The following is a 21,163-nucleotide window of genomic DNA, read 5'->3' on the forward strand; positions in this document are numbered from 1 at the left end:
ATGAGTCTTACTTATTAACATTCATTTGTAGTTGTTAACATAAAGCTGTAAATGAGATATGAAAATACATATCTTTGTTAATAAGCTGAAATTCAATTGATTTCTTTAATTGTAGGAGTCTAAATTAAAAAAATAGAGAAAGTGGTATATTTTTTTAAGTTGCAGTGAGTAATAAATACCTTCATGGTAATAAGGGAGTTCTATACGGTTAGGAGCGTTATAGAACATTTGAATATTTTAAGTATGTCTTATTGTTAAAGCTATGTTTAACATCTAAGTATGTGTTTACAAGTATTCTGTATGTAATTTTAAATAAAATAAATTTGATTAATAAAGTAAGTCTGTCGCTAATTACTTTTTTTGTAATATGTTCTACGTATATTGTTTCTGCTCAGGAAACATATTTAGACAATTTTAATGTCACTTCATATTCTAACAATAACGGTACTCAAAATTTTTCATCGGGATGGGTAGAAACGGGTGATTTAGTTTTAGGTCCAATTCTTGGTAATATTCTTATAGCTTCCAATCAATTACGCTTCACGGGAGTAGTGCTCAGTAGTTATATCAGGCGTAATTTAAATTTAAATGGTGTTAATACAGCAATTTTAACCTTAGATTATAATGCTACGAGTAGAGGCGGAGAGACGATGGATGTTGAGTTATGGAATAAAACTACCAATTCGTGGGATGTCGTTTATACAATTAATACCGATGCAGTGGGATCAATGTCATATATTCTTAATGAAGATCAAATATCCAACTTATCAGCAATACGTTTTATATCTAGAAGTGGTGCTTGGGGTTTGTTTGATCGTATCTATATTGATAATGTGAAATTTGAAACATCTATAGATACAGATGGTGATGGAGCTCCTGAAAAAGTTGATATAGATGATGATAATGATGGTATTTTAGATGTAATTGAAAATAGCTATAGTGGTACACTATCTGAGACTTTTAATTATTCATCACATTATGCGGATGGAGAAGATCCAACACTAACAACGAGTGCTGAAAAGGGTGTTATTTTTAATTTTAATAGAGTAATAACTTCTGGAGTTGCTCTTAATGATGGTAATATAGCGTCAAGTAGTCCTTTTTCTGGAGTTAGTAATTACTGGATTTTGAGCCAAAATAACAATGCTTCAATAGATAATACGACGGCTACTATTTCGTTTTCGGTTCCTTTGATGGCGTCTTTTACATTACTTGATGTAGATGCTGATGTTAGTTTATGGATTGATAAGGTGATTGTTAATGGTTATGTTAATGGTAATCTAATAACACTTACTTCTTCAAACTTTACATTAAATTCATCATTTACCAAATACAATGGTTCAAACGAATTTGAAGGAGTAGCGAGCACTGATGATTTTGGAAATGTAATAATAAATTTTCCTAGTTTAGTTGATAAAATTGAAATTATTTATTCAGATGATGTAACACCATCTGGACCACAAAAATTAGGAATTTCACCAATACGTTACGCACCACCATTAGATACGGATAATGATGGTAAGCCAAATTCGGTTGATCTTGATAGTGATGATGATGGCATACCAGATAACATAGAAGGGCAAACAACTTGGTGGTATCTTACCCCTAGTGGAGTTGATGTAGACGGTAATGGACTCGATGATATTTATGAGTTAATACCAGGTTCAGGAGAAGGAATAGCTCCTTATAATTCGGACGCTACAGATACCCCAGATTATATAGATTTAGATTCTGACAATGATGTCATATCAGATACTATGGAATCAGGTATTGTTTTGGCAAATAATGATGGTGATGGTGATGGCTTAGATGATACTATGGATGCGACAATAGGTTATGATGATCCAGGAGGGACTATTGACAACCCTATGTCAGGCGGATATTTAATGTGGGATAGTGATGGAGATGCAGCTCGCGGTGGAGATGTTAATTATAGAGATCCAGGAGATGATCGGTTAGATTCAGATGGCGATGGAATTCTAGATGATATTGATGTTGATGATGACAATGATGGTATACCCGATTCAGAGGAGAATGAGAACTGTTTTGGGGGTAAAGCCAGTGGAAGCGAATTTATTGAAGATTTCGGAACTGGTTCAAGAACTACTACGCCATATACAAATTACATTTACGAACCTAATGATGAACCTACAGGAAGTGTTAATGATGGTGAGTATGCAATTTTAAATGATATTTCGGTTACTGCAACTTGGGCATCTACGGTTTGGGTTAATAAATCTGATCACACAGGAGACGCTAATGGTAGGATGGCCCTGTTTAATTCTACAAACTCTGCTTTAGAAGAGTTTTATAATCGAAATAATATAACGGTAACTCCTAATTTAATTCAAGAATTTAGTTTTTGGGTTTTAAATTTAGATTTAGCATCAACGGCAAATGATAGGGTCTTACCTATAATTACAGCTTATATTCAAGATAATGCAGGTGCAACAACGCTCTTTACTTTTAGTACAGGTCAAGTAACTAAAGATGAACAATGGCACAATTATAAATTCAAATTTAATCCAGGGGCAAATTCACAAATACGAATGGTGATGATTAATAACGCTGCCGGTGGTTTAGGTAATGATTTGGCAATTGATGATATAGAAATAAATATACTTTGTGATACTGACGGTGATGGAATTATTAATAGTTTAGATTTAGATTCAGATAATGATGGTATTTTAGATGTTGTTGAAGGGGGGGGCGTTGCTGCAGGGTCTGTCGATGCTAATAATGATGGAAGAATTGATGGTGTTCCTGCTGATTTTGGAGATAATGGTCTTTTTGATGGTATTGAAGATAATGATACCTCTGATGCAAGCCTAACGCACACAATTGGAGAAAGTACAGATGATACTGATACTATACCTAACTATTTAGATTTAGATTCAGATGGAGATGGTATACCGGATAATGTAGAAGCTCAAACAACGTCAGGTTATACAGTACCAAGTGGAACCGTAGATGCAAATGGTGTCTTTACGAATTATACAACTGGTTTTGATCCAGTAAACACAGATGGAACAGATAATCCAGATTATTTAGATGCAGATTCTGATAATGAAGGTGGAAATGATACGGCAGAGGTGGGAATTACATTGGCTAATGCTGATGCTGATGATGACGGCTTAGATGATGCAACTGATACTTCAACGGGTTATGCTGACCCGAATGGTACTATCAACAACCCATCACTTTTACCGAACACCCAAGACAATACAACACCTGAAGTAGATTATAGAGATGACGTTGTTGTAGATCCATGTGGAACGGTAGATACAGATGGTGATAGTATTAACGATGGTTGCGATCTTGATGATGATAATGATGGTATACTCGATACAGATGAATGCCCTTCTGTTGTAGGCTCCGTTGATTCAGGTAATAATACAACCAATATCACTGGTTTTTATGAGGCAAATGGTAATAATATATTAGGCTTTACTATAAATCCGGAGTATCCTTCAGTCGTACTTTCATCAACTTCAGGTGTGCAAATACGATGGGATCAAGGAACAACAGATGCAATTACAACAGTAGATCTTATTTTAGACGCACCAGCATCAGGAACATTAGAATCTGTTATTTTAGGAAATGGAGCAGAAGGTGTAACCGTAGGGACTCAGAACGCATACAAGGAAATTACACTTACGTGGAGTGGCGGTGGTACAGCTATATTAAATGATCCTTTAGATGAAGTTACAGGTCGAGTTACTGGCGATGTTTTAAATTCAGGTGATATAATTGAAATTAACAATGGAGTTCCTTATTCTTTGAGAGATACAGAGTGGAATGTTGAAGTAGATATGTCTGGTGTAATAACTTTTCCAACTACAGTTTCGTTTTATGCAGATTCAAATATTAATGGTAGTCCAACTTATAATAGAGAGGGTTTTGCGTTTACACCTGTTATTGGTTGTCCAGATACAGATGGGGATGGAATTCCAAATTCGTTAGACCTAGATTCGGATAATGACGGTTGTCCTGATGCTTTAGAAGGTGACCCTAATTTTAATTATTCAGATTTAGAAACAGATACTTCATTGGGAGACACTGTTGATACCGACAATACTAGTTCAACTTACGGTGTGCCAATAGTTGCCGGTTCAAGTACAGTTGGCAGTTCGGAAGATGCAACAACGCAAGCTGTTGAGTGTGACCCTTGCAATAATGCAAGCACACTTTTTGTTGATAGTGATGGAGATACATTTGGAGATACTTGTGATTTAGATGATGATAATGATGGTGTTTTAGATTCTGAAGAATTAAGGTGTAATATGCCTACTGTTGCTAATTCTACATCAGGCTCTGGTGCTTTTCAAGATCAGGTTTACCTGTTTGATTTTTCAGGTTCAGATTTTAGTGATGGTCTTGATAATGGTGATACGATGCAATTTACTGTACATTCAAATTTAATTGTTACAGTAACTGTTTCAGACATTGTTAATCAAGCTTCTGCTTCCACAATGAGACCAAAAGATTATGTTAGCTGGTCTGGTAATCAATTTCAGCAGTTATATAATACACCAGGTTCAAGTGAAGCATTGCATTTTATAGACCTTCCAGATACAGTAGAATTTAAACTAACAGCTATAGCTGTCGATGCCTTAGGAAATAGTGTTTCATTAGATTTAATCGGTATTGATGCTGAAGCAACAATCGATACAGATGAAGCACTTTCAGCAACAACTAATGGAGCAGTTTGGGAATCTATAGAGAATCTAGGATCTCCTGATATTACTGAAGAAGGAACAGCAACAGTAAATTTTATTAATAGTGTTAATGGAACTCGCGTTCTTGTTTCTAACAATGCTTCAGAAATTACATATAGCGTTTCATCATCTCTCTCAGGAGACCAAGCAGTAGGATTAGGTATTTACTTAAGATGTGATACCGATTTAGATGGTGTCTACAATCATTTAGATTTAGATTCAGATAACGATGGTTGTCCTGATGCTTTAGAGGGCACAGCTACTAATGCTCAAATAGGCTACGATGAATTGGATACGGATACTAGTATAGGTGGAGCGATTGATGGAGATGGAATACCAATCTCAGCGGGGTCTGGTCAAGGAAATGGTACAAGTCAAGATGGTACGATTCAAGCTGATGAGTGTAGTCCATGTAATGTGAATAACCCTGATTTTGTAGATACCGATGGAGATTTAGTTGGAGATTTATGTGATTTAGATGATGATAATGATGGTATTGAAGATTGTATAGAATCTGCTGATCAAGTAAATGACTCCTTTGCTTGGACTTTAAATGCTCCACCAGGTAATTTAACCATGGATGCGGTTTATGACACAAAAATTACAGATTGGGTCATAAGTTCAACGACTGATATGGTCTTAAATACAGGTATCTTTTCAGTATCTGGATCGAATGTACATATTATTGGGATGACATCGGTAAGTTTTGAAGAAGCACTTACAAATCAAGATTTTGTTGAAGTTTCATTTACAACAAGTTCGGAAGCTCACTCTATAGTTTTACAAAATGTTTTAACAGGTTGGTATCAGCCAAGCCAAGGAGATTCTTATTATTCTGCCGCAATGGTCTCAATAGGAGCTACTAATGAATGGGCTACACTGGCAAAAGATGTTTTTCATACGTATAACGGAAGTGGGGGTATTTATCAGCAATTTGATCATTTGACAGCATCTTCTATTAATTTATTACCAAGTACGGAATATAAATTTAGATTTTATGCATATGGTCAAATTGATGATAGCCCTCAAAATTATTCAATATTTGATGACGTTAATTTTTCTCTAAGAGCTTGTCAAGAAAGTGATTCAGACAATGATAACATTCCTGATCATTTAGATCTTGATTCAGATAACGACGGAATTCCGGACAATGTGGAAGCTCAAACTACTTTAGGCTATATCGCACCAAATGCAGATAGTCCAGCTGCTTATGCAACAAATGATGGATTAAATTCGGCTTACTTACCAACGAATGGTCTAACACCAGTTGATACAGATTCTAGTGCTCCGAGTCCAGATGGAATTCCAGATTATTTAGATTTAGATTCTGATAATGAAGGGGCAAATGATACCTTAGAGGCGAGAATTAACCTTAGTGGAAATGATACAGATAATGACGGATTGGATGATGCTACAGATGCTACAACTGATTATTCTGATCCAGGTGGTACCATTGACAATCCATTGTCAGGCTCAGTAGTTCTATTCGATGCTGATAATGATGCTAACACAGGTGGTGACGTTGACTTTAGAGATGATAATACTATTTGTACAGAAACTGCTGGGATAATTATAAATGAAAAGTCAAATGGAGATGGAGGTTCTCAAGATTGGGTTGAGCTTTTAGTTGTGGGTGATGCTGCAAATCCAACAGCACCAGTAGATTTAACAGGATGGTTTATTGATGATAATAATGGTGATTTTGAGGGTTCGGTTTCTTCAGGTGTGGCACAAGGTTCTTTGGTATTGGGATCAGTTTTTAATGCTGTTACTCCTGGCTCTATAATAGTTATATATAATCAATCGGATAGAGATTCAGCCATTCCGGTAGATGATCCCACAGACAGCAATGGAGATGGTGTATATATTTTACCGGGTAATCATGCTTCTTTAAGTGGTTGTAGTAATAGTCCAACCACTTCAAATTCTAACTATTTACCATGTACGCCTGTATCGGCATCTTGGTCTCGTGTTGCGTTTAGAAATACAGGTGACGCAGTTCAAACTAGACGGCCAGATGGCACGTTCTATCATGGGTATTCGACAGGTGATGTAGGGGCTCCGTTTCCTTATTTTCCATGTGGTGGTCAGTCTTTTAATTTAGGAAGTGGTGGTGTAGGTAGTACTTTTGCATTTCAATGTGGAGATTGGGAAGAAGCAACAAATTTTGTTAGGTCAGATGAATCGGGGAGAACGCCAGGCTCAGTAAATTCACTAGAAAATCAATTCTTCATATCTAAAGTTTTAAATGGAACACTTGATTATTCAAATTTAAATAATACAAACAATTGCACTGGAGCAGATTTAAGTTTAAAAAAATCGGTGAATAATAGTACGCCAAATGTTGGAGATGATATCTCATTTAGAATTATTATTACCAATAATGGACCTTCTTCAACATCATTAATAGAGGTGCAAGATGTGCTTCCATCTGACTTTACTTATACTCATATTCCTGCTAATTATTCAGCCTCAGAAGGAACAGTTACTTTTGATACCGTTAGTCGAACAATGACTTGGGATACTGGAGGGTATGTTTTAAGTTCAGGTAGTTCGATGACTTTGTTTTATACCGTTACTGTTGATGTATGTGGGGAGTTTAAAAATAGAGCTGAAATTACAAATAGTTCAGCAATAGACCTTGATTCTACAACTAATAATGGGCAATAAGAATTAATCCAAGCAATTAATTACTTTTTGAATTGATCTTTTTTTGGTTTAAATAGTGACTATAAAAATCAATTGATTCAAATGATTACCTAAAATCCATAGAGATGGCTAATGATTGATCAGTAGTAGTATCCTTTCCAATATTAAATCCATTTTATTAAATTTTTTAGGAACTTTATTTTTTAACGTAACTAATATTGTTAAAATCCTCGTTGCGTTTGTAAAAACTTTCTATATATAATTCGGTAATCAAGAGATTAAACTTTCTTTAATTTAACGTGATTTTAAAATCAAAATTTCACTATTAAAACACAATAACATACTGGTGATGGCGTTAAAACTCTAGTAATAAAGTGGAAAATGTTATATGCAACCTATACCTGTTGCTAACATAAATTTAACAAACTGATAATCAGTAATTGTCTTTGTAAATCTCTAAAATTTGCAAGTACTGTTTTGATGTTGTTTTAAAATAAATGCAATTTGGAATTTAAAAATGCAATGCAGAACGGAAACACTCGTATGTGTAATCTGTTATTGGAGATTGAAGTAGCTATAAAAAAGGTTATTTTAACTAGTCTGTTTTTTTTGCTGACAATTATGGCTTATGCTCAGCCGGCAAATGATGACTATGCCAATGCTATTGATGTGTCATCAATAATAAATAATTGTTCTGCAGATGCAGTGTATACAACAATAAATGCAACACCTGACGGAAATGCTGGTTCAAATTGGAACAATGGGGGGCCATTGTTTAATGTTTGGTTCAGCTTTATAGCTACTACAGATCAAATAAATATTACCGTTGATATTGGTGGGGTAAAAGGTAGTCAACGTTATTCACAATTGGCACTTTGGGAAGATGACGGCATTACTGAGCTTAATAGTGAACGGTATTTCTCTACGGCCTCAGATAGTGATATCGATGTAGGTTACGTGGGGCTAACCATAGGTGAGACATACTATATTTCAGTAGATAGTTATAATAGCAGTACAGATGGAACTTTTACATTGTGTTTGCAAGATGCTGTTGACTATGATTTTTACGAAGGAGCAATAGATGTAACAACCCTTATAAACAGTTGTTCAGCAGATGCTATATATGATACACGCGGTGCTACACCAGATAAAAATGCAGGAAGTAATTGGGATAATAGTGGTCCAAAATTTAACCGTTGGTTCAGCTTTATAGCTACTACAGATCAGATAAATATTACCGTTGATATTGGTGGGGTTAAAGGCAGCCAGCGTTATTCACAATTAGCACTTTGGGAAGATGACGGCGTAACTGAGTTGAAAAGTGAACGCTATTTCTCTACGGCCTCAGATAATGATATTGATGTGGGCTACGTCGGATTAACGATAGGTGAGACCTACTATATTTCGGTTGATAGTTATAATAGCAGTACAGATGGAACTTTTACATTGTGTTTACAAGATACTGTTAATTATGATTTTTACGAAGGTGCAGAAGATGTATCCAGTCTGATAAATAGTTGTTCAGGCGATGCAATTTATGATACTCGCGGTGCTACACCAGATAAAAATGCAGGAAGTAATTGGGATAATAGTGGTCCAAAATTTAACCGTTGGTTCAGCTTTATAGCTACTACAGATCAAATAAATATTACTGTAGATATTGGTGGGGTAAAAGGTAGTCAGCGTTATTCGCAATTAGCACTTTGGGAAGATGATGGTGTTACAGAACTTAATAGTGAACGTTATTTCTCAACAGCCTCAGGTAATGATATTGATGTAGGTTACGTGGGGCTAACCATAGGAGAAACATATTATATTTCGGTAGATAGTTATAATACGAATACTGATGGTACTTTTACTTTGTGTTTACAAGATGCTGTTGACTATGATTTTTACGAAGGTGCAGAAGATGTATCCAGTCTGATAAATAGTTGTTCAGGAGATGCAATTTATGATACTCGCGGTGCTACACCAGATAAAAATGCAGGAAGTAATTGGGATAATAGTGGTCCAAAATTTAACCGTTGGTTCAGCTTTATAGCTACTACAGATCAAATAAATATTACTGTAGATATTGGTGGGGTAAAAGGTAGTCAGCGATATTCGCAATTAGCACTTTGGGAAGATGATGGTATTACAGAACTTAATAGTGAACGTTATTTTTCTACAGCCTCAGATAATGATATTAATATGGGTTATGTAGGATTAACCATAGGTGAAACATACTATATTTCAGTAGATAGTTTTAATACCAACACAGATGGAACTTTCACATTGTGTTTGCAAGATACTGTTGACTATGATTTTTACGAAGGTGCAATAGATGTTTCCAGTCTGATAAATAGTTGTTCAGCCGATGCAATTTATGATACTCGCGGTGCTACACCAGATAAAAATGCAGGAAGTAATTGGAATAATAGTGGTCCAAAATTTAACCGTTGGTTTAGCTTTGTAGCTACCACAACCCAGATAGATGTTACAGTTGATGTAGGCGGTGTTAAGGGTAGTCAGCGATATTCGCAATTGGCACTGTGGGAAGATGATGGTGTTACGGAGCTTTCTAGTGAACGTTATTTTTCATCAGCCACAGGTAATGATATAGATGTGGGTTATGTGGGATTAACTATAGGTGAGACATATTATATTTCGGTAGATAGTTATAATACGAGTACGGATGGTACTTTTACATTGTGTTTACAAGATACTGTTGACTATGATTTTTATGAAGGAGCAATAGATGTTTCTAGTCTGATAAATAGTTGTTCAGCAGATGCTATTTATGATACTCGCGGTGCTACACCAGATAAAAATGCAGGAATTCATTGGAATAATAGTGGGCCACAACAAAATAGATGGTTTAAACTTACGGCACCTTCAAATGATCAACTGAATATAACGGTAGATATAGGAGGGACCAAAGGTAATCAACGCAATACGCAACTTGCTATCTGGGAATCTGATGGTACTACGGAAGTTAGTAGTACTAGATATTCAAGTGGAACAGCTGATGTAGCATTGAGAGTGCCAGGCTTAATTGCTGGTGATACCTATTATATTTCGGTCGATGTTACAAATTCTGGTTCGGCAGGTACATTTACTTTGTGTATCGATACGGCAAATAAACAAGGTAATATTGTAATCAATGAGGTTTTGTTTGATGAAACCGCTGGTGGGGCTGCCAATAACGATGAATTTATAGAACTCTATAATGCGGGCTCAACAGCAGTAGATTTAGCAGGATGGCAGTTGATTGATGGTAATTTATTAATATATAATGAAACTGATTTTAGTGGAAGTATTACTAATAGTGCCAATCCGTTTACTTTTAATTGCACAGGTTCTCAAGTATGTTTAGGTTCCACAATTTTGCAACCTGGAGACTATGCCGTAGTTTGGATAGGGCAACAGAATGCTTCTAAAAATGCACCTAATGCTTCATTTCAAGCATGGTTGGGTAGTAGTACAAAACTTAATAATAGTGGCGATGATATTTGGCTTTATGATACCAATACTACTTTGGTTGATTATGTAGCTTATGGTGTAAATAATGGTATAAATCAAACGCCATTATCTGTTATTTGGGATGATAGCGTCCAAAGTACATTAGATAATGCAGGTAACGGACAGTCAATTAGTTTAAGTTCAAACGGAATTGATGGAGATATGTCTGATTGTTGGGAGCCTACTACAAGTGCTCAGGCTTCTGGAAGGTGTTCAGGTTATCTACCAACATTTGATAGTGATGCTTCAACTAGAATAGCAAGTCCCGGAAATAACAATAACGATCCGGATCATGATGCAGATGGTGTTGTGGATTCCGTAGATTTAGATGATGATAATGATGGAATCTTAGATACAGTAGAGGGCGATACAGATGCAGATGGCGATTTATTACCGAACCGATTAGATTTAGATAGTGATGGTGATGGTATTCCAGATAATGTAGAGGCACAATTGACAATTAATTATATTGCTCCAAATGCAGATACAGAATCAGATTATATAACAAATAATGGTGTTAACTCGGCTTATTTAAGCGGATTAACACCAGAAAATACGGATGGTACCGATAATCCAGATTATTTAGATTTAGATTCTGATAATGAAGGTGCTAATGATACTGTCGAGGCCGGTTTAACGCTTTCAAGTAATGATACTGATAATGATGGTTTGGATAATACGAACGACACAACTACAGGTTATTCTGACCCAGGAGGAATCGTTGATGACCCTTTAAGTGGTGATAAAGTATTGCCAGATGTTGATTATGACGTTTTAACAGGTGGCGATGTGAATTTTAGAGATGCAGTTGATAATAGGCCAGATACAGATGGTGATGGGGTTGTAGATGAAGAAGATCGAGATGATGATAATGATGGTATATTGGATGTTGTAGAAGGTTGTGGAGGGTTAAATGGAGAGTATTATGGCTCAAATGCTACGGTTAATAATATAGCCTCTGCTTTAGCGGTCACTTCAGGTGCACCAGATGCTACTTTTATTGCATCAAATATTGATTACCCCCAATTTAATGGAGGGATAGGAAATGGTACCAATCTACAGAGTTTTTTGGCAGGTGATGCGGCTTCTTTAAGTAATGATCCTGGTAATACCAATCGAGGGGTTATATTAATGACTGGTTCCATTTATTTAGAGGCTGGAACATATAATATGCGAGTTCGTTCAGATGATGGGTATCGTGTGAGAATTGATGGTGGTACTGTTGCTAGTTATGATGCAAATCAAGGCCCAACTACACGAACTCACGGTAATTTTACTATTGTGGCAAGTGGGTTTTATCCAATAGATTTTCTGTATTGGGATCAAGGGGGTGCTTATACTTTTACGGCAGAAATAAGGAAAGGTTCTGAACCCTATGAAGTTGTTGGTTCAAATTATATTGTTGGTACTTGTAGAGATGCTGATGGTGACGGTGTTGTAGATGCATTAGATTTAGATAGTGATAATGATGGTATTCCTGATAATGTAGAAGCACAAACCACTATTGGCTATATTGCTCCGAATACTGATAGTCCTGCTACTTACATTGCAAATAACGGAATAAATTCTGCTTATCTACCTAATGGGCTTACACCAACCAACACAGACGGTACTGACAATCCAGATTATTTAGATTTAGATTCTGATAATGAAGGTGCAAATGATACTACAGAAGCTGGAATAACATTAGCGAATAGCGATTCAGATGATGATGGTTTAGATGATGCAACAGATGCAACAACAGGTTATTCCGACCCAGGAGGAACAATTGATAATCCATTAATAAACCCTGTAATTTTACCAGATTCTAATGGTGATGCAACCACAGGAGGAGATGTTGATTATAGAGATGCAATTGGCGAAGCAGATTTAAGTCTAAGAAAAACGGTTGATAATAGCAATCCAAGTGTAGGAGATAATATTACATTTACAATTGAAATTGCAAATGATGGTCCATCATCAGCAACAGGTATAGAGGTGCAAGATATTCTTCCAGCAGATTTTACATATACTCATATTCCGGCCAATTATACAGTATCTCAAGGTGTATTAACTTATAATTCAGGTACGCGAACTATGAATTGGGATGTTGGTAGTTACCTGTTGGCTTCAGGTAGTTCTATTACACTAACATATACTGTAACTGTTGATGTTTGTGGAGAATTTAAAAACCGAGCTGAGATTACAAATAGTACAGCTTCGGATCCTGATTCGACGCCAGGTAATGGGCGATAATAATGTCTTTTTACAAGTAGTATTAATCTAGCCTTGCCCTATTTCATTGCAATAGATTTAGGTTCAGCTTGTTTGGGGTATGTAAGTGCTATAAAACAGGTGTTTATCTTTATTTGTCGCTTCGGATCTTTAGAGTTATTAACAATTATTCAGGGTTATCAACATATTGTTAACAATTTAAAATAAGGTGTATATATTCGTTCTAGTAATAAGTGGAAAAATAAAAAGGAGTTACTGATGTTAATCAATTTTGTAATATAAATTAATAAATAATTATTGATTTGAATTGCTAATTAACCTGTAACCTTACTGTGGCTGATTTTATGATAGAAGTCTATATGTCAGTTTTAACCAAAAAAAATAGAATTTAAGCACTAGCTATAAATTTAAGTGTTTTTATTCTGATTCTAGGAGGCTGAAACTACATTCTTTCTAAAATGGTTATTCCTTTAAAGTAAATTTTACTGATTGTAAAGATGTATCTCACGTTTGGTTTGATTATGCCAACGGTGGTATTCTGTATGCTTTAATTTCGATGTTGAGTTGGTAGCTTTACCATTTTTCAGTGTGCCCTATTTGTATGGGTATTTACAGGTTGCGTTCTATAACCTTAAGCTTATGAAGTTTTATAAAAAAAATAATAAATCATACTGGGAGTTTTCAGGTTGAGGTAGTTATAGTTTAATAATACTGTTTAAATAAGAATTCTTGAAAAAAGTGGATCAGAAATTCAGAAAGTTATTTTTCCTTATAATAATAGTTTTTACTCAAATTGGGAATAGTCAATTAAGTGAATTACATTATTTACCTCCATTAAAGCAGGATAGTAATAACGTTGCAATTCAACAGCAAACAATTTATTTATCAACTCCTGAAACTACTGCTTTCACAGTCAATGTTTATCTAGGAACAAACCCAGTAGCAATTACTTCCTTTTCATTATCAAAAGCTACGCCTATTTCTTACGGATTGGGTAATGGTGATAACAATGTTACATTGGTTACTAATGCTAATACTGGAATTGTATTGGCGAATAGTGGTTTGCGTTTTGAAGCTCCTGGAGGAGAAAAGTTTTATGTAAATTATCGAGGTAGGTCTGGGTCACAGGCGGCTTCAATCACTTCTAAAGGAAGGGCAGCTTTAGGTCAGAATTTCAAATGGGGAGGTGCTCCAATAGAAGCAAATCATGCTTCTATGAGTGCCACTTTAGGAATAATGGCAACCGAGAATAACACTTCAGTAACCATTAGTGGATATGATCCTAATTGCGAATTTCGTTTGGGAGGAGATGTCGATGGTATTACCGCAAATGCTATCACAATAACACTACAGAGAGGACAATCTTATGTGCTTGAAGCGGCAAAAAATGCTACTAATGCTAACATTGATGGTTGGATTGGGGCTTCGATAGTTTCAGATAAAGATATAGCCATAAGTAATGGTATGCTAAATTTTGGTATTAATTCTGGAAGTGGAAGTAGGGATGCTGGTGCAGATCAGCCAGTGCCAGAAGATAAGTTAGGAAAAGAATATGTTTTTGTGCGTGGTAATGGTGGTGCAACAAACGAGTTTGTGGTTATCATAGGAACGCAAGCGAATACTAATATTTATGTTAATGGCAGTGCTACAGCCTATGCAAATATAGGAGTTGGAGATTATGTGGAAATTCCTTCTAGTTATTATTCTGGAACTTCAGTAGGTGATAATATGTTTGTTTCTTCTACTAAAGATGTATATGCCTATCAAGTAATTTCTGGAGATTCTGGAATACACACGGTAAGTTTAAATTTTGTGGCACCTGTAAATTGTTTAATGCCAGATACCATGGATTATATTCATGATATTGAAGATATTTCAGGAATCACTGCATCTGGAGGATTGTTTATAATTGCTTCTACCACAACTGCCAATTCAGATATTATTGTAACAGATGATACTGGAGTAGTTACTTTGCCAACAGAAGCAGTCGTTGCCGGGTCAGCAGATTGGAAAACATTTTATGTTGCTGGTCTCACGGGTGATGTTTCTGTAACGTCAACAGGTCCTATTGCGGTTGGTTTTTTAGGTTTTAATGGGGCTAGAGGTGTTGCAGGTTATTTTTCTGGCTTTGATACGGTCCCTGTAATTGACTTAGAAGTAGTAGGAGGAGGCTGTCTACCAGGAGCAACGGTAGAAGTTGTTGATAAAGATTTTGAAACTTACCAGTGGTTTGATGATGGTGTGTTGGTACCAGGAGCTACCAATCCAGCTTATGACCCAACGCATTCTGGAGATTATTTCGTCAGAGTAACGAAAGGAGGTTGTACTTATGACTCACAGCCTATAGCTGCTTATTATTGTAACCCTGATATTGTAATTACTAAAACAGCTGATGTGCTCGAAGTAATTGAAGGTGGTACTATTATTTTTGAGATTGAAGTTGAAAGTAGAGGTGTTAATTCTGTTACAAATTTAGCGGTTACGGATGTAATTCCTGCTGGATTGAGCGTAGTAAGTGTAAATGTAAGTATTGGCTCATGGTCAGCACCGAACTGGATTGTGGGCACATTAACGAGTGGTCAAATAGAAACGATAACTATAGAGGCAGTAGCGAATGAAATATCGGGTCTCGAACAGCGTTTGGATCGCACAAATATAGCAACAAATAGTCAAGACCAAACGGATAGTAATAATACTACTGATGTTCCATCCGTTGCCTTTTCAATCTTAAGAGATACAGATAAGGATGGTTTCGCTGATGCGTATGACTTGGATGATGACAATGATGGGGTTTTAGATACGGTAGAATCTAATGGAAATGATCCAAGTGCCGATGCTGATTCAGATGGCATACCAAATTATTTAGACGCTGATTTTTGCTCTCTAAATTCATATTCTGTTTGTACAAATTTAGATGTTGATAATGATGGTATTCCAAATCATCTTGATCTTGATAGTGATGGTGATGGAATTCCGGATAATGTTGAAGCTCAACTAACAATTGGTTATGTCGCTCCAAATGCTGATACTGATTCAGATTATATAACAAATGTAGGTGTAAATTCTGCCTATTTAGGCGGTTTGTCACCAGAAAATACAGACGGAACAGATACTCCTGATTATTTAGATACAAACTCTGATAATGACAGTTTAAATGATACTGCAGAAGCCGGTATTGCACTAAATGGAGTGGATGCTGATAACGATGGATTGGATGATGGAACAGATTCAAATACGAGTGGATATGCAGATCCAGGTGGAACCATTGATAATCCAATAACAGGTCCATTAGCATTACTTGATTCTGATAATGACGCCAATTCTGGTGGTGACGTAGATTTTAGAGATACAATAGATAATAGACCTGATAATGATGGAGATGGAATTGTAGATGACGAAGATTTTGATGATGATAATGATGGTATTTTAGATACCGATGAAGGTTGTGGAAACTTGGTTATAAATGGAAGTTTTGAAGCTCAGGATTTTAGTAGTGAAATAGAGTTTCCAAATTCAGATCCTAATAATACCGATGCTTCGGGTACTTTTATCGGTGCGACTTATAATACAAATACATTATATGGTTGGAATTATACTCAAAATTTAGACGGTTGGATTGGTGGTCAAAGTCCTACTTGGTCATCAGATAGTTTTGCAACAGCTTACAAGGGTAATCAATACATAGACGTTGTTGGTAGTAATAATGTTACCGGTGGTGTTAATGGTATTTTATCACAAGTTATCAATACAATACCTGGTAATTCTTATACTTTTTCTTTTCATTGGGGAGAAGATGTAGGGCATGGTAATGGATCAAGTATTACCCTAGAAGTAGATGTGTTAGACGCAACTAATAATCCTCTCATTGATGAGACTATTACAGCAAGTGCTCAAGGTCCAATTGGCGGAATTATTGGGCCTAGAAATTGGTATTATTACAGTCAGACATTCATAGCAACTACAACTCAAACTACAATACAATTCCAAGCGATACCTCCTGCCGGTTCTTCATCTGCAGGGGCTGATATAGATTATGTGAGTGTAGTAAATACAGGAGGTTGTCAAGATACCGATAACGATGGTGTTATAGATGCTTTTGATTTAGATAGTGATAATGACGGAATTTACGATGCTGTTGAAGCAGGTCATAATCAATCCCATACTAATGGAGAGGTAAATGGAGCTGTTGGTATAGATGGTGTTCCAAATGCGGTTCAAGATGATCCAGATAGAGAAACTATAAATTATACAGTGGCTGATTCTGATGGGGATGCTATAATTGACGCCCAAGAATTAGATGCTGATAATGACGGTTGTAATGATGTTAATGAAGCTGGGTTTACAGATGGAGATGCTAATGGTTTACTAGGTTCAGGGACTTATGGTTCAGGTTTGTTGGTAGATACAAATGGAGTGGTAATAAGCGGCTCAGACGGATATACAATTCCTGCCGATGCAAATACTAATACAGTTTTTGATTTTACAGAAGCTGGGTCCAACTTTTCGATAACCAATCAACCTTTCGATATAAATATTTACGAAACTGAGGCAGGTAGCTTTAGTGTGGTAACTTCTGGTGGAAATCTTGCATATCAATGGCAAGAAAGTACAGATAGCGGGGTAACTTTTAATGATTTAACTGATACTGGAATTTATTCAGGAACAAATACCGCTAACTTAGTAATTACAGGTGTCCCAACTTCTATAGACGATAATCAATATAGGGTTGTAGTCACCAATTTAACGTTAATATGTAATGAGATTATATCTTCGGCCGCTACAATAGCTGTTTTGGTAGATATAGACACTGATGGCGATGGCATTTTAAATAGAATTGATTTAGATGATGATAATGATGGGATACCTGATTTAGAAGAAAGTCAATGTGAAGTAAGTATATCTCCAGGTGTTCCGCCAAGTGCTAATTCGGCAATGAGTTTAGGATCAGGTCTGTACACCGATTTTAACGGGTATTGGACTTCGGCAGTTGGTGCTATTAATTCGGTACGACCTGATAATACATCGAACTTATTAGCTTTTGAGGTAGGAAGTCAAACATATGCCACAGGTGTGGTTAGCAGCAGGTTAATAGATAGCGATAGTGATGGGTTGTTTGATGCTTTGGATACTGATGGTAATGGGACAGGAGATTTGGCTTTAGTAGAAACATCTTGGACGGCACTTACGCCAGTTAGAGATATACATACGGGTATACGTTTAGAAGGATCTGCTCTAGATGGAAATGCCACGGCTGCCGTTGGCCCGCTTTTAACATCTGGAGGAGCCCCTTTTAATCCTTATTTGAACCAAGGAGTTAGAGGTTTAAATTTAGCATATTCAATAGCGAATATTGGAGATGTTTGGTATTTTAATATTCAAGGAATACAGATGAGTGCTTATGGCGATGGAGTGCATGATATTTTAATAACTCAAGTTGCACAGCCTGGAAGCTCAACTTTCAATGTATTACACCTTATTGATAATTCGGGTCATTTTATAGGTAATGGAGTTTCGGTAAATTGGAATACAGTGAGTTCTATGGGTAATCATATAGTTGATCAATATAATACGAATGACTCGGTAAGTGGTACCAATCAACCAAAAGGCATACGTTTTGCAGCTATTGAACTTTCTGAGTTTAATTTAACACCTGCAGAAGTAACAAATGCTGTTGCTTTGCGATTAGAAATATCTTCAGATGCTGATCCTGCATTTTTTGCTGTAAATGATGCTAGTTTTTTATCTAATTGTGTTGATGTTGATACGGATTTAGATGGTATTCCAGATTCGTTAGATTTAGATTCTGATAATGATGGTATTTATGACTTACAAGAAAGTGGTGCTTTAAATGTTTCAGGAGTACATGATAGTAATAACGATGGTGTTATTGATGGACCAGCATCTTCTTTTGGAGATAATGGATTGTTTACGGCAATTGAAAATAATGATACTTCAGGAGCTACAATAAATTATTCCATTAGTGACTCTGATAGTGACTCTGTATATGATGCCTATGAATTAGATGCTGATAATGACAATTGTTATGATGTTAATGAGGCTGGATTTACAGATGGTGATGCCGATGGGCTATTAGGTTCAGGGACTTTAGGGTCTGGTTTAACAGTAAATTCGGATGGAGTTGTAACTAGTGGTTCAGACGGGTATACTACTCCAGATGATTTAAACACAAATAGTACTTATGATTTTCAAGAATTTGGTGCAGTCCCAGTTATTTCTGACCAGCCTGATGATGATTCTGTTTGTTTTGGTGAGAATGCTATATTTGAAGTAACGGCTTCAGGTGCAAACCTAACATATCAATGGCAAGTGAGCACTGATGGAGGGACTACGTTTGGTGATATTAGTAATAGTTCACTATATAATGGTGCTACCACGGCAACGCTGAATGTTATTACCCCAGCACAAACTTTTCATAATTATCAATACCAAGTAATTATTACTGATAGTGCATTTAGTTGTGGTTTTGCAACCTCAGATGTCGCAGTGTTGACTTTACAAGCACAACCCGATGCAGGGAATAATGGAACTTTAAATTTGTGTGAAGATGATATTGCAACTTTATTACAATTACAAACAGCGATTACCGGCGAAGATGCAGGTGGAACCTGGAGTCCGGCTTTGGCACCCAATGTAACTACTTATACCTATACGGTAGCAGCAACCTCTCCATGTGCAACAGATGATATGTCAATAGTGACCGTAACATATCAAGCTCAACCCAATGCAGGAAATAACGGAGACTTAACCTTATGTGAAGATGAAACGGTAACCTTATCACAATTACAAACTGCAATTATAGGCGAGGATGCAGGTGGAACATGGAGTCCCACTTTAGCTCCTAATGTAACTACTTATACCTATACAGTAGCGGCAACCTCACCATGTACAACCGAAGATATAGCTACTGTAACAGTTAATTATACGGCAAAACCAAATGCAGCAACCGATGGTGCCTTAGTCTTATGTTCAAATGAGCACTTAACAACGGCGTTATTGTTTGCAGAATTAGGAGGAGCTCCTGATGCCGGAGGGGTTTGGACTCCTGCCTTGGCTGGAGCGGGTACTTATACATATACCGTAAATGGAAGTGGAACTTGTTCTAGTGAGAGTGATACAAGTGTGGTCGTGGTAAGTGAAACCGATGTTAATTATTCAATATCAAGTTTAGATCCTTCAACCTGCTCTGGATCTAATGGTCTAATAATTATATATGATTTAACGCCAAGTACGGTTTATAGTGTCAGTTATACGGATGACGGAACAAATGTGAGTCCAGCAACTTTTACTACTAATTCTAGTGGCCAATTTGCAATTACAGGGTTAGAAAGTGGAAGTTACACAAATATTGTAGTTACTTTATTAGGGTGCACAAGTACATCTGGCTCAGTTACTTTAAATGACCCAATGCCTCCACCCGCCCCCATAAGTGGAGGTGATAAAACGGAATGTGCTCTCATGCCTGTGCAAACATTAACAGCAACAGCAGTAGCACCTTCTGGTTCAGATCTTATTTGGTACGATGCAGTAACTGGCGGTACTGTTATTACAAGTGCTACACTTGATGTGGTTGGAACAGTTACTTATTATGCGGCCAGTTTAGACAGAACCACTGGTTGTGAGAGTATTTTAAGAACAGCCGTTTCTTTAACTATTGAGGGTTGTAATGCTGACTTAAGTTTAAAAAAGACAGTTAACAATTCAACTCCGGGAGTAGGTGATGATATAACCTTTACAATTATTCTTAGAAACGATGGTCCAGCTGATGCAACTGCAGTTACCATTAGAGATATAATACCAAGTGACTTTAATTATGCACATCCTAATTTTGTAACCAGTGAAGGTGCGGTAAGTTTCAATTCGGGTACAGGTGCTTTAACTTGGGATTTAGGGTCTTATGTATTAGCAAGTGGAAGTAGTTTGACATTAGCTTACACAGTCACTGTTAATGTATGTGGCGAGTTTGTTAATAAAGTGGAAGTGGTAAGTAGCTCTCAATCAGATCCTGATTCTACACCTAGTAACGGAGGTTAACTATTTCTTTGATTATAAAATGGATTCGT

The 21,163-nt window shown here is 36.4% G+C and carries 3 protein-coding genes; all 3 read left to right on the top strand.

Features of this window, described 5'->3' with window-relative positions; translation table 11 throughout:
• The first annotated feature begins 323 nt into the window (after window positions 1–323).
• A complete protein-coding gene (locus tag JBL43_RS18205) occupies window positions 324–7,388 on the top strand; it encodes a CshA/CshB family fibrillar adhesin-related protein (RefSeq protein ID WP_198842812.1) in 7,065 nt (2,354 codons plus the stop codon).
• 501 nt (window positions 7,389–7,889) lie between these two features.
• Window positions 7,890–13,103: a lamin tail domain-containing protein gene (locus JBL43_RS18210; RefSeq protein WP_198842813.1), complete on the top strand. Its 5,214-nt coding sequence runs from the start codon at window positions 7,890–7,892 to the stop codon at window positions 13,101–13,103.
• 717 nt (window positions 13,104–13,820) lie between these two features.
• On the top strand, window positions 13,821–21,134 hold the full coding sequence (locus JBL43_RS18215; RefSeq protein WP_317193469.1) for an Ig-like domain-containing protein: 7,314 nt from the start codon (window positions 13,821–13,823) through the stop codon (window positions 21,132–21,134).
• Window positions 21,135–21,163 lie beyond the last annotated feature (29 nt).

Source organism: Aureibaculum flavum (assembly GCF_016406085.1).
GTDB classification, from domain to species: domain Bacteria; phylum Bacteroidota; class Bacteroidia; order Flavobacteriales; family Flavobacteriaceae; genus Aureibaculum; species Aureibaculum flavum.

Excerpts from the sequence above, each read along its gene's own strand:
- JBL43_RS18210 (WP_198842813.1), top strand. The coding sequence starts at position 7,890 with ATGCAGAACGGAAACACTCGTATGTGTAATCTGTTATTGGAGATTGAA.